Origin of the sequence: Providencia sp. PROV129, assembly GCF_028482245.1 — a bacterium.
Lineage (GTDB): Bacteria > Pseudomonadota > Gammaproteobacteria > Enterobacterales > Enterobacteriaceae > Providencia > Providencia vermicola.
This window is the reverse complement of sequence record NZ_JAMPQD010000003.1, coordinates 1-16,062: the sequence shown is the minus strand read 5'-3', so window position 1 is coordinate 16,062 and position 16,062 is coordinate 1. Positions and strand designations below refer to the sequence as shown.

At 40.0% G+C, this 16,062-nt stretch carries 11 protein-coding genes; 1 reads left to right on the top strand and 10 read right to left on the bottom strand.

Annotated elements, in window-relative coordinates:
• Positions 1 to 524 precede the first annotated feature (524 nt).
• The 4 genes from mukB to cmoM are packed head-to-tail and all read right to left on the bottom strand — an operon-like array spanning position 525 to position 7,783.
• Complete coding sequence (mukB, locus tag PSF27_RS01335) at positions 525 to 4,967, bottom strand: chromosome partition protein MukB (RefSeq protein ID WP_272680735.1); 4,443 nt, start codon at positions 4,965 to 4,967, stop codon at positions 525 to 527.
• Positions 4,967 to 5,692 carry a chromosome partition protein MukE gene (gene mukE / locus PSF27_RS01330; protein ID WP_272538756.1) on the bottom strand — a complete coding sequence of 242 codons (726 nt, stop codon included), beginning with the start codon at positions 5,690 to 5,692 and terminating at the stop codon, positions 4,967 to 4,969. Before mukE ends, mukB begins: the two co-directional genes overlap by 1 nt.
• Complete coding sequence (gene mukF, locus PSF27_RS01325; RefSeq protein ID WP_206086650.1) at positions 5,673 to 6,998, bottom strand: chromosome partition protein MukF; 1,326 nt, start codon at positions 6,996 to 6,998, stop codon at positions 5,673 to 5,675. The genes mukE and mukF overlap by 20 nt, the downstream gene beginning before the upstream one ends.
• Positions 6,995 to 7,783: a tRNA uridine 5-oxyacetic acid(34) methyltransferase CmoM gene (gene cmoM, locus PSF27_RS01320; RefSeq protein ID WP_206086649.1), complete on the bottom strand. Its 789-nt coding sequence runs from the start codon at positions 7,781 to 7,783 to the stop codon at positions 6,995 to 6,997. The genes mukF and cmoM overlap by 4 nt, the downstream gene beginning before the upstream one ends.
• Before the next feature lie 338 nt (positions 7,784 to 8,121).
• Here cmoM and elyC point away from each other — a divergent pair, with 338 nt between their 5' ends.
• Positions 8,122 to 8,949 (top strand): envelope biogenesis factor ElyC, encoded by an 828-nt coding sequence (elyC, locus tag PSF27_RS01315; RefSeq protein WP_206086648.1) that lies wholly within the window; start codon positions 8,122 to 8,124, stop codon positions 8,947 to 8,949.
• Between the two features lie 75 nt (positions 8,950 to 9,024).
• On the opposite strand, the gene kdsB is transcribed toward elyC, so the two are convergent.
• The 6 genes from kdsB to PSF27_RS01285 all read right to left on the bottom strand — a co-directional run bounded on the left by kdsB (position 9,025) and on the right by PSF27_RS01285 (position 15,848).
• Positions 9,025 to 9,771 carry a 3-deoxy-manno-octulosonate cytidylyltransferase gene (kdsB, locus tag PSF27_RS01310; RefSeq protein WP_272680734.1) on the bottom strand — a complete coding sequence of 249 codons (747 nt, stop codon included), beginning with the start codon at positions 9,769 to 9,771 and terminating at the stop codon, positions 9,025 to 9,027.
• Between the two features lie 5 nt (positions 9,772 to 9,776).
• A complete protein-coding gene (locus PSF27_RS01305; RefSeq protein ID WP_206086646.1) occupies positions 9,777 to 9,956 on the bottom strand; it encodes a Trm112 family protein in 180 nt (59 codons plus the stop codon).
• A gap of 136 nt (positions 9,957 to 10,092) precedes the next feature.
• Positions 10,093 to 10,308, bottom strand: coding sequence for a cold-shock protein (locus tag PSF27_RS01300; RefSeq protein ID WP_206086645.1), 216 nt, complete (start codon positions 10,306 to 10,308; stop codon positions 10,093 to 10,095).
• Between the two features lie 399 nt (positions 10,309 to 10,707).
• Entirely contained in the window at positions 10,708 to 11,706 is a 999-nt protein-coding gene (gene lpxK / locus PSF27_RS01295; RefSeq protein ID WP_272680733.1) for a tetraacyldisaccharide 4'-kinase, read from the bottom strand.
• Positions 11,703 to 13,448 carry a lipid A ABC transporter ATP-binding protein/permease MsbA gene (gene msbA, locus PSF27_RS01290; protein ID WP_206086643.1) on the bottom strand — a complete coding sequence of 582 codons (1,746 nt, stop codon included), beginning with the start codon at positions 13,446 to 13,448 and terminating at the stop codon, positions 11,703 to 11,705. Before msbA ends, lpxK begins: the two co-directional genes overlap by 4 nt.
• Before the next feature lie 36 nt (positions 13,449 to 13,484).
• Complete coding sequence (locus PSF27_RS01285) at positions 13,485 to 15,848, bottom strand: DNA internalization-related competence protein ComEC/Rec2 (protein WP_272680732.1); 2,364 nt, start codon at positions 15,846 to 15,848, stop codon at positions 13,485 to 13,487.
• Between the last annotated feature and the right edge of the window lie 214 nt (positions 15,849 to 16,062).

The following is a 16,062-nucleotide window of genomic DNA, read 5'->3' as shown; positions in this document are numbered from 1 at the left end:
ATGAACAAAGATGTTTAAATAAAACAATTAGCAAAACAATATTACAATTAAAAATCATATTAGTTAAATAATTTAACATTAAAAACAATATTATAGGATAGAGTTCAATATTTATATTTAATATAAATACATTACCAATTTGAAATAAACACTACTTATTGAAGTATTTTTTAGTCAACTATATAGGTAATAGATTCAATTGAGTTTTATGTATCAAATTAATAATAATTAATTTTATATGGTAGGATTCGTCTTGTATTTATGACCTAAATTAGATATAGGTCTATGTCCAGATATCAAACTCCAGGGTTTATTGATTTTATTCATACTACTTCGAAACTATCCAAGTAATTACCAATAAATTTAGCACTTTGGTATATTATTAAAAAGATTAGATAACTTGGTACTTGTGATTTAATTCAACAGGGAAAAGGAGTTGTAAATAATCAAGAATAGCTTTCATCAAATGTAATAGGCCGATATTTAAAAATAAATATCGGCCTTCATTTTATTCAGGTAACTAATTACTGTAATGCTGGTGTTACTGTATTAGGAGTCTCTTGCCCAAACCCTTTTAGACCAACAACATGTACGTGCTCATTATTACCAATCACTTTACGAACCAATTTATAGGTTGTCCCTTTTTCTGGACTAATATTCTCCGGCGCTGCAATAATCAATTGCATCTCTAGCCTATCACACAGCTCAAATAGCGTTGCTATTGACTTAGCATCTAAGCGTGCAGCCTCATCTAAGAATAATAAACGGCAAGGAATAATATCTTTAGCTCGTAAACGGCGTGACTCTTCTTCCCAACTTTGTACTACCATCACAAGAATTGACATCCCTGTTCCGATAGCTTCACCTGTTGATAACGCACCACTTTCTGCTTTTAACCAACCATCTGAGCCACGATTAACCTCTACATCTAACTCTAAATAGTTACGATAATCTAACAGCTCTTCCCCGATAGTTTGTGGTAAACGCTGCCCAACATCCACTTGTGGATTCAGACGCTGATACAGTTTTGCCATAGCTTCAGAGAACGTTAAACGTTGGCTAGTAAATAAGTCTTGGTGCATCTCACTTTCTTCCGATAGCACGCTCAATAACAGTGCATGGCTTTCGCGAATATTGACGTTTAGACGTACCCCTTTAACCTGACCAAATGCCACAGCCTGTAACCCTTGGTTAAGCATACGGATGCGGTTTTGCTCACGTTGAATTGTTTTACGGATAATATTCGCCACACTTTTCGAACTAATGGCCAGTTTTTGCTCACGTGCTGTTAATTCTTCCGTTAAACGTGCAAGCTCAATTTCCATTTGTTCAATCGCATCAATCGGGTCATCAGTGCGAATGATATCTTGGCGAATACGCTCACGTAGGTGCTGATAAACGGCAATAAAGAACTGAATTTTACGCTCTGGATGTTTTGGGTCTTCCGATAGACGTAAAACATCACGCAAATGCTCGTTATCTGACACAGCTAGACGTAGGGCCCCTAGCGCCTTATCCGACATTGAACGCAGGCTGTCACCATCGGTATATGCAAGTTCACGACGGTGTAAGCGGCGTTCAACACCGTTATCTTTCACCAAACGCATTACTGCACACCAACCCGCTTTCGCCGAAACGACTTGCTCACGCAGCTGGTAATAATCTTTTTCGAGTTTGCGTAGACGTTTTTGTAAGTTATCCATTTCAGCTTCACATAGTGTTAGCTGCTTTTCTAACTGATTAATACGACTACGATTTTCCATTACTCGTTGATGTAATTCATCACGACGAATCCGAGCCCGTTCTTGCGCATCTGGGTCGGCTTTAACACCGATTTCCTGCATTTCAGCTTCTAGCTCTTTCAGCATTTCTTGCTTCGTTTCAAAAGAGCTACGTAATGAAGCAAAAACTTGGTGATATTGAGCAGATTGAGCTTGGTGCTGACGTAATTGCTCACGAGCACGTGTACGTTCTGTTTCCGCTTGTTCTAAACGTTGGCGTAATTTTTCGTTTAAGTCGGCATTTTCATTGACCATACCTGTCGAGTCACTGTAACTAAAGTGAGCACGGCGCTGGACAACTTCAACCACAGCAAAGGCTTGCTGTTTCGCATTTTGCTGTGTGTGTTTTGCAGTATCATAATCTTTACGCAATTGGTCGTGCTGCTCAGGATCGCTGAGCAATACTGTCACAATCGGCTCTAATTTTTCTAACGCATGTCCATGTTTATTCAGGAAATGTGCCGCTTCTTCTGCTTCAATCAGCTCTTCGCTAATTTCTTCCGCTCTATCCGCCAAGGTTTCATCGAGCAGTAACCCCATTTGAGGTAAGAGACGATTCAAAGAAGCTAAGCTTTCTTTACCTTGAGTAAACTGCTGGCGTTGCTGCGAAGTTTGTTCTTCATATTGGCTTAATGCACGTTCAAGTTCAGTACGCTTTTGATTTAATGTCCGAATTTCAGCTTCAGGATCACTTTCAAACGCCACGGAAATATGTTGGCCAATGAAGCGACTAAATGCTTGGTGTGCACGCTGAATTTTTTGCACATCAAAAGAGAGTGTCGCATAACGCTCTGCGAGTTCATCACGTTCTGCTGTGAGCGACTCTAAATGACTTTCACGCGCTGCACGGCCAAACAGTGGCAATTCAGGGTAGCGCGAATAACGCCATTGGCGCTCAGATGAACGTACTAAAACGGCATTTTCAAACTCTTGAGCATCAAAAACGCTATCATCGAAAGAAGATGGGTCTCCCTCAATGAAATACACATCATCTGGGCAATCTTGTAGTGAATCCAGCTGGCTACGAACCACATCAAGGTCTTGTACCACGATACCGTGGCGAGCTGGGCCGTATAGCGCTGAAAAATAAGCGGCATCTTCAATGGTAATATCATCATAGATTTCAGACAGTAAAACACCATTGAAACGCTCTGCCAGCACTAACATGCGGCTGTCTTCTGCCCCACTTGGCTGGCTTAAACGCTCAATTTGTTTTTCAAGATCGCGGCGCTGGGCTGCAACTTCATCACGTTCAACAGTAATTTCGCGCTCTTGTTCGAGCAATTGCTGCATAAACTCAGTAACAGCGGTACTTGAATCGAATGCCTCACTCGATTGTTCGTTCAGTTGCGTTAACGCTTCTTGAGCAACAATCCACGCAGGAGCCTTCGCTGAAAGCTGAGCAATACGCTGACGAATTTGTTCAAGCTCTTGGCGCATTTGCATGCGTCGTTCACCACTTTCATTTACACCAACACTTAATTCTTCTTGCTGAGCTTCAAGCTCTGCCATTAAGGCATCGAGCTCATCGGGCTCATAGCTCTGTCCTTGGCGTTTACAAAACTCAGCGAGTAACCTTTCTGCATTTTGCTGGCTACTTAAACGCTGTTGTAATTCAGAGAGTTGCATACGTAAAGGTTGAACACGCTCAGCTAAATGTTGCTGGGATGACCAATCACGCAATAATGCACGCGCTTGTTGATAAGCATCACTGCGACTCACCTCACCCACCATGTTCTTAACGAGTTGATAGGCTTGCTCAAATTGGCTGTGTGCAGCATCTGCTACACTCATTTTTTGTTCAAGTGCCAATAAGGCTTCGGTTGCTTGCTGTTCCCGGGCCTCAAACGTGTCTAACCATTCATCTGCATTATCGATGGTTAATTCAGGTAATTGACACAGCTCACGTGCACGATTCAGCGCATGCAGTGCTTGTTGATATTGAATGGCGCGCGTTTGCTGTACATCAAGCGCTTGCTGGTAATCGGCGAGCTGATTTTTTAATTCATCAACCTCAACTTCCGCCGCTTCAGCACGTGCTTCAAATTCCTCTTGTGATTCTGTCGCTTGTGCAACAACTTCACTTTGTTCTTCAAGGCGATATGTCAGTTCTTCGATATCAGCTTGATAACGGTCGATTTTCTCTTGCTGGCGAAGGGCTGCTTGCACTAAGTTTAAGTGATCACTTGCTGCTTGGTAGTCCGCCTCTAACTCTGTTGACGAGCCATTTTGCTCATTTAATTCACGCGCCATTTCAACACTGCGAACTTGTTCAACACGGAGTTGTTTACGGCTAGCGTAGAGTTCATTACGTGCTGCCAATGCCGCATCAAGGTGAATGCGTCGTTCATTTGAGTGGCGCATGTAATCCGCAGAAACATAGTCTGTGGCTTGGCTAATCAGATGTTTGAATAGATCACGGTCTGATTGAGTAACGCGGATAGCTTCAAGGGTTAAACGGTTTTCCCGTAGTGCAGCCTCCATGTCTTGGAACGCTTTACGGACTCCGCTGTTTTCTGGTAATAAATAGTCACGTAATGAACGCGTGATTGCACTTGAAATCCCGCCATACAGCGAGGCTTCAATAAGACGGTAGTATTTACTACGATCCCCTGCTGAACGCAGGCGTTTAGGCAATACGCCTAATTCAAACAGAATCGAGTGGTAATCAGTTATCGAGTTGAATTGCTTGAATAAAATGCCATCTTGCTCTTCAAGTCTTTCTTTTAACTCATTTAATGGAATAACCTTGGCCTGACGCCCATCAATCACATCCGTTAAAATTTCGGTCGGTACAGTGGCAAGTGGCACACCTTGCACCATAAATGGCTTAATATCGACTTTTTTATCACGCCCAGCGACTTGTTGTAAGCGCACCCCGACCATGACACGCTGGTGTTTTGAGTTCAGCACATCCAAGATGGCATAACAGACACCCGGACGTAATTTACCGTGTAAGCCTTTATCACGGGAACCCGATGTCGCACCCGCCTCTGTGGTATTACGAAAATGCAGCAAGGTTAAATCAGGGATCATAGCAGTAATAAACGCCGCCATGGTCGTCGATTTACCTGCACCATTCCCCCCTGAGAGTGTAGTCACCAGCTCATCAAGGTCAAAAGTACGAGCAAAAAAACCGTTCCAGTTCACCAGCGTCAGTGAGCGAAATTTTCCGCGTTCAATCATTATTCTTCATCCTCATCACTTTCTGCTGGGTCTTGGCTATCTTCGACTTCGTCGTCATCACTGTCTTTGAGTGATAATTCACCATCGAGGGAAATAGCTTCACCATCACGGATCATACGTAATTGGGCATCTTGCGGATTATCACCACTGCGCACATCAGCACCAAAACGGAAAACCGATTCGCTAATAATGAATTTACTCGAATCATTTTGCAAAAAATGCACCATGCCTAAACGGCGTAAACGGTTTAGTGAGGTTCTTAGTTTTTCCTGCAATTTTTGTTTATCAAGGTCAGACCCTGTCGAGCGCTGATTAACAAATTTCAATAATTTGCTTTCATCTGCCAGCGATAGCAGCTCCTCAAATAACTCTTGTGAGGTAAAAATACCTTGGTTACTTAAGCGCTCTGGACTCAAATAGAGGTAACAAAGGATTTTCCCAACCATCATATCCAACTCAGACAATACGGAGCGTGGGATTAATGTGGTTGAGCGAGGACGCAGATAGAAAAAACCTTCTGGCGCACGGATTAACTCAACGTTATAACGTGCGTAAAATTGCTCTAACGCTTCCTGAAAATCCATCAAAAATGCGTGGTTATCAAGGTCATCAATGCTAATGTGACGACCTGAACGCAATTGGCTGTCTAGCTCTGGAAAAATAGGGTTAGCTAATGCTTGAGCCAGCTTAACTGGCATAAATTGTTCAATATTTGTCGATGACATGTGCCTGTACCTTGGCTCCGTGATCATTAATAGCTTGCCATTCTGCCGGTAATCCCGCCAAATCAGCCTCTGCGATACCTAATCTTACAGCTTGATCAATAATAATTCGCGCCACATCAAAATGACGTTTTTGCGGATACTGCTGCAAGTAATCATGTAATACACGACCAACATCTAATGGACGCTGCTCTGTTTTATAGAACGCGAGTTCTGCTTCCATTAGTTCTGCAAGCCTATCATTTAATTCGCTAAATTCTTCAAATTCCAGTTCTGATGGTAACTCACCTGTGACTTCTTCATCATGCAAGGCAAGTTCTTCGTCTCGCATGTCGAATAATCGGTCAGCATTGGTGTAAGTGAGTGCCCAAGGGCTGTCGAGATAATGTTGAACGGATTGACGTAACCGCTGAGAAAATATGCGATTTTTATCCATATCAATCGCAGTACGGATAAATTTATGAACATGACGATCATAGCCAATCCAAAGATCAATGGATTGTTGCCCCCAGCTCACAATACGGTCTAATTTATTTTGCAAATCAAAAACTAACCTATCAACCATATCTGAAAATATAGGCGCATTCATGTTCGCTTCTTGAATACGTAGCAAGTTAGCTTGTAGTTTATCCCCTGCGGCCTCTAACGTATCTTGCAATTCTCTCAGAGTTCCTGAGGTTTCTGACAATAATTGTTCGCAGTTGGCAATCGCCGCTTGCCAGTCTTGGTTTAGCAGTGCTGCAATATCTTCTTTTACGGAATTTTGTTGCTCATCCATTATTCGCTGGGATAAATCAATGCTATCAAAGATTTCAGCTACAGAATATTTTAGCGGAGCAAAAACATAACGATGCCAATAAAACTCATCACCGCCCTCTTCGGCAGCTTCTGCCGCACGTTGCAACTCCCCTGCAACGATAGAAAGCTGCATCGAAAGCCGTAACGTTGAAAATTCACGTTGGCGAATATAGTAATCACTAATACCAATGCCTAATGGTGTCAAACGATAAATTGCATTACCTTCGACAATATCACTTGCAAAGCGGTTAAATATTTTCTGGCGTACCATATCATTGATGGCATTATTTGCGCGTACCGCCAGTGATTCTGTCGTTTGTTCAAACCCTTTGCAAACCTCACGGAAGGCATCGACCAATTCCACTTCGCTCATCTCACCATTCACCCGCTCACTATTCAGTACAGCAACGGCAAGTAAAAATGCTAAACGTTCAGCGGGAAGTGAAATTGCAAAATCATTTTTTCGTGCCCAAGACACGAGCTCAGGGACGGTCTGGGAAAAATCACTCATAAATCGTCCTTTTGTATTTGTTTGCGTGCCATGACATGAATGTAGCGCCCCATGCTGATATACGGTTCCTCACGGCAATATTGTTGTTCAAGCGCCAACAACGCAGGAAAATCTTTTTGCTGTAACTGCCGACTTTGCAAATAATCATGGAAAACCCGGACACCGCTTTTCCCTAAGATATCCATCTTACACTCTGCTAACCACTCATCAACTTGCTGAGGAAATAGCGGTTTTTGCGGTGACAACGAACGTTTACGCCGACGTTGGATATGCGGTGTTGCAAGATGAAAATTACCTAAAATTGCATTACGCATAACCAAGCCATTTGCATTATAGAACATGACAGAAAATACGCCTTCTGGTCTGATTATATCTGCCAGCTGTTCAATTGCATATTTTTGATCGCTAATCCATTCAAGAACCGCGTGAAAAAGAACAAGGTCAACTGGTTCATCAACATATTGTGCAATATCTTGTACTGCACAATGGACAAACTGCATGTTACCAATAATTCCCTCTTCTTTGGCTAACTCACGAGCACGTTCCAGCATCTCTTCGGATAAATCGCAAAGTATAATTTGATGACCTAATGCCGCTAATTTGCGCGAAAAATGGCCTTCTCCGCCACCTGCATCAAGGATCCGTAGCGTTTTTCCCTTAAACTGGGTCTCTAATAGTTGAGTTAAGTCTTGCCAAACCACCGCTTCACGTATTTTGCCTTTGGTCGTTCCGTAGATATTTTTTGCAAATTTATCGACAATATCATCAAAGTTGCGGTCTGCCATGTGCTATCCAGTTGCCTATCATTCGTCATTTACAGCATATTTATGGGTCAATTTGTCGCAAAAACATTCAAAATTAGCCAATTTCATCCATATTTTGATGAAAATTTATCTAATCATGAATATTATCACTGAGTATTGTGCTTATCACACAAGATGTTGGCGACAATTGAAACGTAAATTATAACAGATAATAGCTATATTTTTGCATAGTAGTTTTTTTTGCTCAGCGAATTTCATTTTGGCATTATTAACGCTAATTTTCGTTGTCTTATGTAGCAAATTTGCCAGACTCATACCGAGTATTGGCAGTGGTTAGTCCCCTAAATATAGGCTTGATTATGTTATTTTTCTTAAAGAAGTACATTGGCTCACTTTTGATGCCATTGCCACTATTGCTCATCATTGGGGCTATCGGGCTGCTTTTACTGTGGTTTACTCGCTGGCAAAAATGGGGGAAAAGCTTAACAACCGCGAGCTTAGTGTTAATAGCGCTACTTGGTTTACAACCCGTTTCAGATAGCTTGCTCGCCCCTATTGAGGGTAAATACAATAAACGCTATGAATTAATCACAGAAAACCCACCAAATGATATCAAGTACATCGTAGTCTTAGGCGGTGGTTTTACCTATAACCCTGATTGGAGCCCAAGCGCTAATTTATTAAATAACAGCCTGCCAAGGGTCACCGAAGGCGTGCGTTTATATCTTAAACACCCTGGGAGCAAACTGATATTCACAGGCGGAAAAGCCAACAGCACGATGAGCAGTGCCGAAGTTGCAGCTAACGTAGCACAGTCATTGGGTGTTCCTGAGTCAGATACAATCCCACTCACTGATCCCAAAGATACACAAGAAGAGGCTTACGAGGTTGAGAAAATCATTGGTAAAGCGCCATTTTTACTTGTGACATCCGCTAACCATCTGCCAAGGGCTATTACAATGTTCACCGATAGAGGTATGCAGCCTTATCCAGCCCCTGCAAATCAATTAGCCATTAGCAGTGGTATTAATCCATGGGAAAAATATATTCCTTCATCCTATTACTTCAGCCATAGCGAGCGAGCTTGGTACGAGTTTATTGGCACGATTTGGTGGCATATAAAGCCTGACAATACTCAAGCCTTGGAAGAATCACTCAGCACACCTGAGTTAGTTGTTTCCGAATAAAAAACAAAAAGGCGTAACTCATTAAGGTTACGCCTTTTTTATCGCATCATACCATTGGTAAAAGCGAATAAATACCTATGATAAGAATTGTTTTCTCACCAACTCTAGGTCTTCTGGTGTATCAACACCTGCCCCCGGTGTCACTTTTGCAACGTCCACATGAATTTTTTCGCCATACCAAAGCACTCTAAGTTGCTCAAGCATTTCGATTTTCTCTAACGGGCTCGCTTCCCAATGAATATAACGGCGAATAAAGCCTGCACGATAAGCATAGATACCAATATGGCGTAAGAAAAAATCACCTATCGAATCATGGTTTTCCGCAAAATTGTCTCTATCCCAAGGGATCGTTGCACGGGAAAAGTACAATGCATACCCTTCATGATCTGTCACCACTTTCACTGCATTTGGATTGAAAGCTTCATGTGCATCATGAATTGGTACAGCTAGAGTGCCCATATTCGCTTTACTGCCTTGAAGGTTATGAGCAACTTGGCTAATAATTTCAGGCGGAATTAACGGCTCATCACCCTGTACATTCACAATGATTTCATCATCAGAGAAGCCATATGTATCAATAACTTCAGCTAATCTTTCTGTACCTGATTGGTGATCAGGGTTAGTCATACACGCTTCGCCACCCGCAGCAATGACCGCATTCGCCACATCTTGGTGGTCTGTTGCGACAATCACTCGGTCTGCACCTGATTTAATGGCTTGCTCCATCACTCGAACAACCATCGGTTTACCATGGATATCAGCCAGCGGCTTGCCAGGTAAACGGGTTGATGCATAACGCGCAGGAATAATAACCGTAAACATGGCGATTATTGTCCTTCATCTAATGAGACTTGGCGCGCTTCGTTTTCGAGTAAAACGGGGATGCCATCTCGAATGGGATAGGCCAGATGATCAAACTTACAGATAAGTTCGAGGTGTTCTTTGTTGTAACTTAATTTGCCATGGCAAACAGGGCAGGCAATGATTTCAAGTAAACGGTGATCCATGTTTTCTCCCGAATGGATTTGACTCACTTAGAGTCAGGATATCACATGCAGATATCACCGTTAACTTTAATCTTTCTGATTAAGATCGCCTGCGAAGATGAGAGGATGAAAGCAGGAGAAATTGTGCTGTTTTTATTTAGTAAGCAATAACGTCAGCAGCCGTTATGCCATCGGAACTACGAGTTAAGGAAAACTCAACGTTTTGACCTTCAAACAATGATTTAATTTTTTTATTAGCAATTGATTTTGTTGTCACAAATACATCATCTCCACCATTAAAAGGTGAAATAAAACCGTAACCTTCTTTTGCGTCAAACCATTTAACTCGACCCATATGTAATTGAAAATTCATATTAAAACTCCTTTTGTTCTAAGAACAATACCTTTTTATTTTTGTATCATTACTCTTTCTTGCTTCCCATTTATATATTGCCGATCTATTAATACATTAAAGAGTAATTAAACTTTTACCAATTCATGCACTAAATTATTGTGCATCTTTTATAACGCCCGTAAATGTAGATTTCAGGCACCACGCATCTACTGTGAAGTTAACAGTCTATTTTGACATTATGATGACAAAACTAAGTAACAACGATTTAACAGCGTTGATGTGCGAGGATATGAAGACTAACTAAAGAACGGAGCGTGAAATTAAGCTAGTATAAAATCCAATTATTACTGTATTGTATCTAGATACATAATAATTAGACCTATATCACAGTGGCGATATTATTATCATAGTGAAGTGTTAGTGGCAAGCATTTTTGTTATTTGTGATAAGTTTTTTTATTTCACTTAGGATTTTTTTCTCACCATTGGATGATAATTGCGCCTTTACAGGTAAAAACCACCAATTTGGCTGTGCAAATGAGCGGCATTTAATGGCATCTTTTTCAGTCATCAGTAAGCTTTGGGTAGGTTTAACAAGAGCAGCAAGTTGTTTTTGCTCATAATCTTGGTGGTCAGCAAAAGCGTGGGTATTCATCAACGTAAGCCCTTTATGCTCTAAAGAGGCAAAAAAACGAGGCGGATGCCCAATTCCAGCCATTGCAACTACTGATTGAAGCTGGTTAACAGGCTGATTTTCTGAAGTCACAATATTAACCGCAGTGTCACCTTCTAGGGTCATCAATACTTCACGCCCCTCTGGCTGCCCACCATTGACAATTAATGCATTCACACTATTTAAACGCCCCGCTCGTTCTCTCATGGGCCCAGCAGGTAGCCACCACCCATTACCGAAACGACGCTGACCATCAATCACAACGATTTCATAATCACGTTGCAATGCATAATGCTGCAAACCATCATCAGTGATAACAACATCCAATTCGTGCACGGCCAGAAGTGCTTTGACTGCATCACTACGTTTAGGGGCTACTGCAACGGGGGCTTTAGTACGATGGTAAATTAGAACAGGCTCATCACCAGCAGCTGTTGTTGGCGTATTTTCATCAAGAACAAGTGGGTAACTCTCTGCTTTTCCACCATAACCGCGAGACACCACCCCCACTCGATAGCCTTCTTTTACCAGCGACTCAACCAACCAGATTACCACTGGCGTTTTGCCATTACCTCCAGCTGTGAGGTTTCCCACCACAACCACAGGTATTGGTGCTTTCCAAGAGCGACTTAGTCCGACTTTATAAGCTGCATGGCGTATTATTGCTATCAATCCATAAAGAAAAGATAACGGCAATAGTAATACATACAGCCATGATTTGCCGGACCAAATACGTTCTATCATTGTTTAAATTGAATACTATGTAATTGAGAATAAGCCCCATTTTGCGCTAGCAACGATGTATGTGTTCCACGCTCAATGATATGACCATCTTGTACAACTAAAATTTCATCTGCATTTTCAATTGTTGATAACCGGTGCGCTATTACCAATGATGTTCTATTTTTCTGTAACTCATCAAGTGCAGCTTGGATTGCACGTTCTGATTCTGTATCAAGTGCTGATGTCGCCTCATCAAGGATCAAAATTGGTGCATCACGTAATAAAGCACGTGCAATTGCAATACGCTGGCGTTGTCCACCTGAAAGCATGACACCGTTTTCACCAATAACGGTATCTAACCCTTTATCAAGCTTAGCAATAAAGTCCATGGCATAAGCCATTTCAGCCGCTTTTTCAATTTGCTCACGGCTATAGCTTCCATCCGTTGCATAAGCAATATTGTTCGCTATCGTATCGTTAAAAAGGTAAACATGTTGCGATACAAGAGCAACTTGGCTACGCAATGATGACAGTGTGTAATCACGAATATCATGGCCATCAATTTGGATAGAACCTTTATCAATGTCATAAAAGCGCGTGATTAGGTTGGCAATTGTCGATTTACCAGAGCCTGAACGTCCAACTAACGCAACGGATTTTCCTGCTGGCAAAGTAAAAGAAATATCATCTAATGCAGGATGATCTTTTGTTGCATAAGTAAAAGTTACATTCTCAAATTTGATATTACCCTTCACATCCTTGAGAACTTTAGTCCCTTCATCTTTTTCTTGTTCGGAATCTAAGATAGCAAACAACGTTTGGCAAGCTGCCATTCCACGCTGAAATTGCGCGTTGACGTTCGTTAATGATTTTAACGGGCGCATCAATGCAAACATAGATGAGAAAACAACGGCAATAGTACCAGAGGTGAGTTCATCGCGAATATCAGGAAAACTTGCTGCATACAAAACGAATGCAAGGGCAAATGAGGCAATCAGCTGTACAATGGGGTCTGAAATTGCCGACGCGGTCACCATCTTCATATTTTGGCGGCGCATATTATTACTAACTTTATAAAAACGCTCAGTTTCAACTTTTTGACCACCAAAAATTAAAACTTCTTTGTGCCCTTTTAGCATTTGTTCCGCACTTGCAGTGACATGCCCCATACCTGTTTGCATATTTTTACTGATCTTACGAAAACGCTTAGAAACAATTCGGATAGTAATGGACACGATAGGCGCGATAACAATCAAAATGAGTGATAATTGCCAGCTATAGTAAAACATCATCGTAAATAAGCCGATGATATAAGCACTTTCACGGATAATTGTAATTAATGCACCTGAAGATGAAGACGCAACCTGTTCTGAATCATAGGTAATTCGAGATAAAAGCGTTCCCGTGGATTGTTGGTCGAAAAAACTCACTGGCATTCCCATCATATGGCCAAAAAGTTTACGGCGCATATTCATCACAACTTTACCTGCAACCCAAGAAACACAATAAGTTGAGACAAAACTAGAACCACCACGGACAACCATTAAACCTAATACGGCGAGTGGGAGCCATTTTAATACATCGTTATCGGCTTTATCGAAACCTTCATCCAATAAAGGTTTTAATAACGAAATCATAAACGCATCGCCAGCAGCGTTTATAATAAGAGCAATTGCTGCAACAATTAAGCCCGCTTTAAAAGGCGCAATAATCGGCCATAAGCGGCGAAAAGTTTGTTTTGTCGAAAGGTCTTTATCATTCATACTTTTAATTACCAGACTTAATGTAAGCGCACTATTCTACTCGGGAAACAGCGGTAAGCCAAACCACAGATGATACCAACGCGGAGAAATTTCATCGCGGTAGCTACGTGCACTGATATTTTCTTTGTTAAACCATAATGTTAACTGCCCTTTCTCTGCAGTATTTAACCAATGGATATTATTTTTTTTGTATCTTTGATAGACCTTTTCCGACGGAATTTTCCATGCGCTATACCTTGCCGATGAAACGAGAACCATTTCAGGTTGAACATTTCTTAACAATAAGTTAGTTGATGATGTTTGGCTTCCATGATGAGGCGCAAACAAAATAGAAGAATGGAGGCTATGTTTATAAGTTTCAACTAATTTTTCTTCACCCTTCTTTTCAATATCTCCAGTCAATAAAATTTTATGGTATCCATCTGTAAACTGTATAACACATGAATCATTATTATGAGAAATAGCGGATAATTTTTCTGGCCACAAAACTTCAAACATCAACTTTCCCCATTGCCATTTTTGTCCTTTAACGCAAGGTAGATTCATCATCTTTTTAAACTTACTCGATTTTTTTTGCTTAGATTTAGCTAAATGAATTCCAAAACTACTTCGTAAATTCAACCACGGATATTCCTTAATTAAGTCACTGACCCCTCCAGTATGATCCAAATGATTGTGGCTTAAAATAATTCCCATCGGTATTATATTTCTTTGTTTTAAAAAAGGAATTATTTGCCTTTTGGCATTGCTATGCCCTTTCCAAGAGTTTCCAGTATCATATAGGTAAGCTAAATTATTTTGCTCAATAATAACAGCTAAGCCATGCCCAATATCGAGTAATGTCATACTCCAGTCATGCACTGGCTTTTTATCGTTGCTCCGCTCTATTAAAATCAAAACCACAATGCACCCAATAAGAGAAAAATACGTTTTATACCACCTAAATAGGCATATTAGCGCTATAGACCAGCAAATAAATAATAGGTAATAGGGTATATGAAAAAGATCTATCCAATAGCGGCTAAAAAAAGGTAGCGGAAGCAATCCAAAATCAATGACTCTATCTATAAAACCAAAAATTAAATTTTGTAATGTTAGATTTGGTATTAAAAAAATAACCAATATTGCGGGTACTACTCCCCAAGATATCAATGGAACAAACCATAAATTAGCAAATATGCTCATGACATTAACACCATTAAATACAATCAGTTGCATTGGTATTAATAAAATCAATAACCCAATCTGTAAATGAACTAAACCTATGACTTTACCAATAACTTTCGTTTGAATTAGATGTGCAGGTAATGGAAAAACGGTCAACCAATACAAAATAGCTAAAACAGCAAAACTCGATAACCAAAAGCTATCTGATAAAATAGCAAGTGGGTCAAATAGTAAAATGCCTGCAATACTCCAAAGCGCCCACTGCCAAGAAAAGAATAATGATGGGCTGTTTCGAATATAAATCCATAAAATCAGTGAAAACAATGCTCTAGTCGCTGGAATTGCAAAGCCAGAGATCCATGCATACAAAAATGCTAATACTAATCCCAATACAATAGGGAGAACCTGATTCATAAAACGAATGGGAAGCACATATTGTATGCCTCTGGCTATAAGAATCCCTAAATAGTAAGCCAACCCAATATGCAAGCCTGAAATCGCCATTAAATGAGTTAAACCAGTCTGCTGTAATAAACGCGAGTGTTTTTCAGACAATAATGTTCTTTCTCCAAACATTAATCCATAAATAATCCCTACATTTCTTAAGACACTAAGTGGCTCTATAAAATTATTGATTATTTTTTGCCTTATGGAGCATTCAGGATCCAATACCATATTTTCTTTATTCTTTAGTATACCAACAACCCGTTGCGCTAATTGATGCCGTTGTTGATCGAAACTACCTTCATTCAAAGAGTTATGCAAAGGCTTTAGTTTGCTATTAATTCGCCATGATTGCCCTGCACATATAATTTCTTTACTTTTCCATATTGCATAAAGCGGTGGGTAAATTACTTTATTATTAACCTTATCAATTTTAACTTTTAGTTTTTGTTCTTTATTTTCAGTTGATAAGCTGGTGACTGTTATGTCCAGATAATGATATCTTTCAGATAAAAAATTTATATTACTATTTATATTATTACCATGCCAATTTCCCCATAGAAAGAAAACCATTACTAACAAAACTAATTTTAGAGTTTTATTCACAAAACGTATAAATAATAAAAAAACAGAAGAAAACAAAATAAAAATTGAATCATCAATATTTAAAAGATTAGGTATAAATAACAAAGGTAATACCCCACCGATAACAGCGAATGATACCAATGTTAAGGATAATTTTGTGTCTTTATATTTCCATATCCTATTATTGTTTTGAACGTTTTTCATTGTAATTTTATTTTTTATCTATTTTTAAACCTTATACCTAACTTAGCCTTTATTAGTTTAACTTTTAATTCATAAATACAACGCTAGAACGAAATTCCCAAAAACATTTAATAAAGAGTATTAATTACAAAATTTTTGCGAAGCGCTTCGCAATCATACTTAGTTAAATACTATTTTTGTTTTCATACGATTATTTTCGCTTATTCTAAAAATA

Coding starts and splice junctions, on each gene's coding strand:
- mukF (WP_206086650.1), bottom strand. CDS start 6,998: ATGAGTGATTTTTCCCAGACCGTCCCTGAGCTCGTGTCTTGGGCACGA.
- elyC (WP_206086648.1), top strand. CDS start 8,122: ATGTTATTTTTCTTAAAGAAGTACATTGGCTCACTTTTGATGCCATTG.
- cmoM (WP_206086649.1), bottom strand. CDS start 7,783: ATGGCAGACCGCAACTTTGATGATATTGTCGATAAATTTGCAAAAAAT.
- msbA (WP_206086643.1), bottom strand. CDS start 13,448: ATGAATGATAAAGACCTTTCGACAAAACAAACTTTTCGCCGCTTATGG.
- mukE (WP_272538756.1), bottom strand. CDS start 5,692: ATGTCATCGACAAATATTGAACAATTTATGCCAGTTAAGCTGGCTCAA.
- lpxK (WP_272680733.1), bottom strand. CDS start 11,706: ATGATAGAACGTATTTGGTCCGGCAAATCATGGCTGTATGTATTACTA.
- mukB (WP_272680735.1), bottom strand. CDS start 4,967: ATGATTGAACGCGGAAAATTTCGCTCACTGACGCTGGTGAACTGGAAC.
- kdsB (WP_272680734.1), bottom strand. CDS start 9,771: ATGTTTACGGTTATTATTCCTGCGCGTTATGCATCAACCCGTTTACCT.
- PSF27_RS01305 (WP_206086646.1), bottom strand. CDS start 9,956: ATGGATCACCGTTTACTTGAAATCATTGCCTGCCCTGTTTGCCATGGC.
- PSF27_RS01300 (WP_206086645.1), bottom strand. CDS start 10,308: ATGAATTTTCAATTACATATGGGTCGAGTTAAATGGTTTGACGCAAAA.
- PSF27_RS01285 (WP_272680732.1), bottom strand. CDS start 15,848: ATGAAAAACGTTCAAAACAATAATAGGATATGGAAATATAAAGACACA.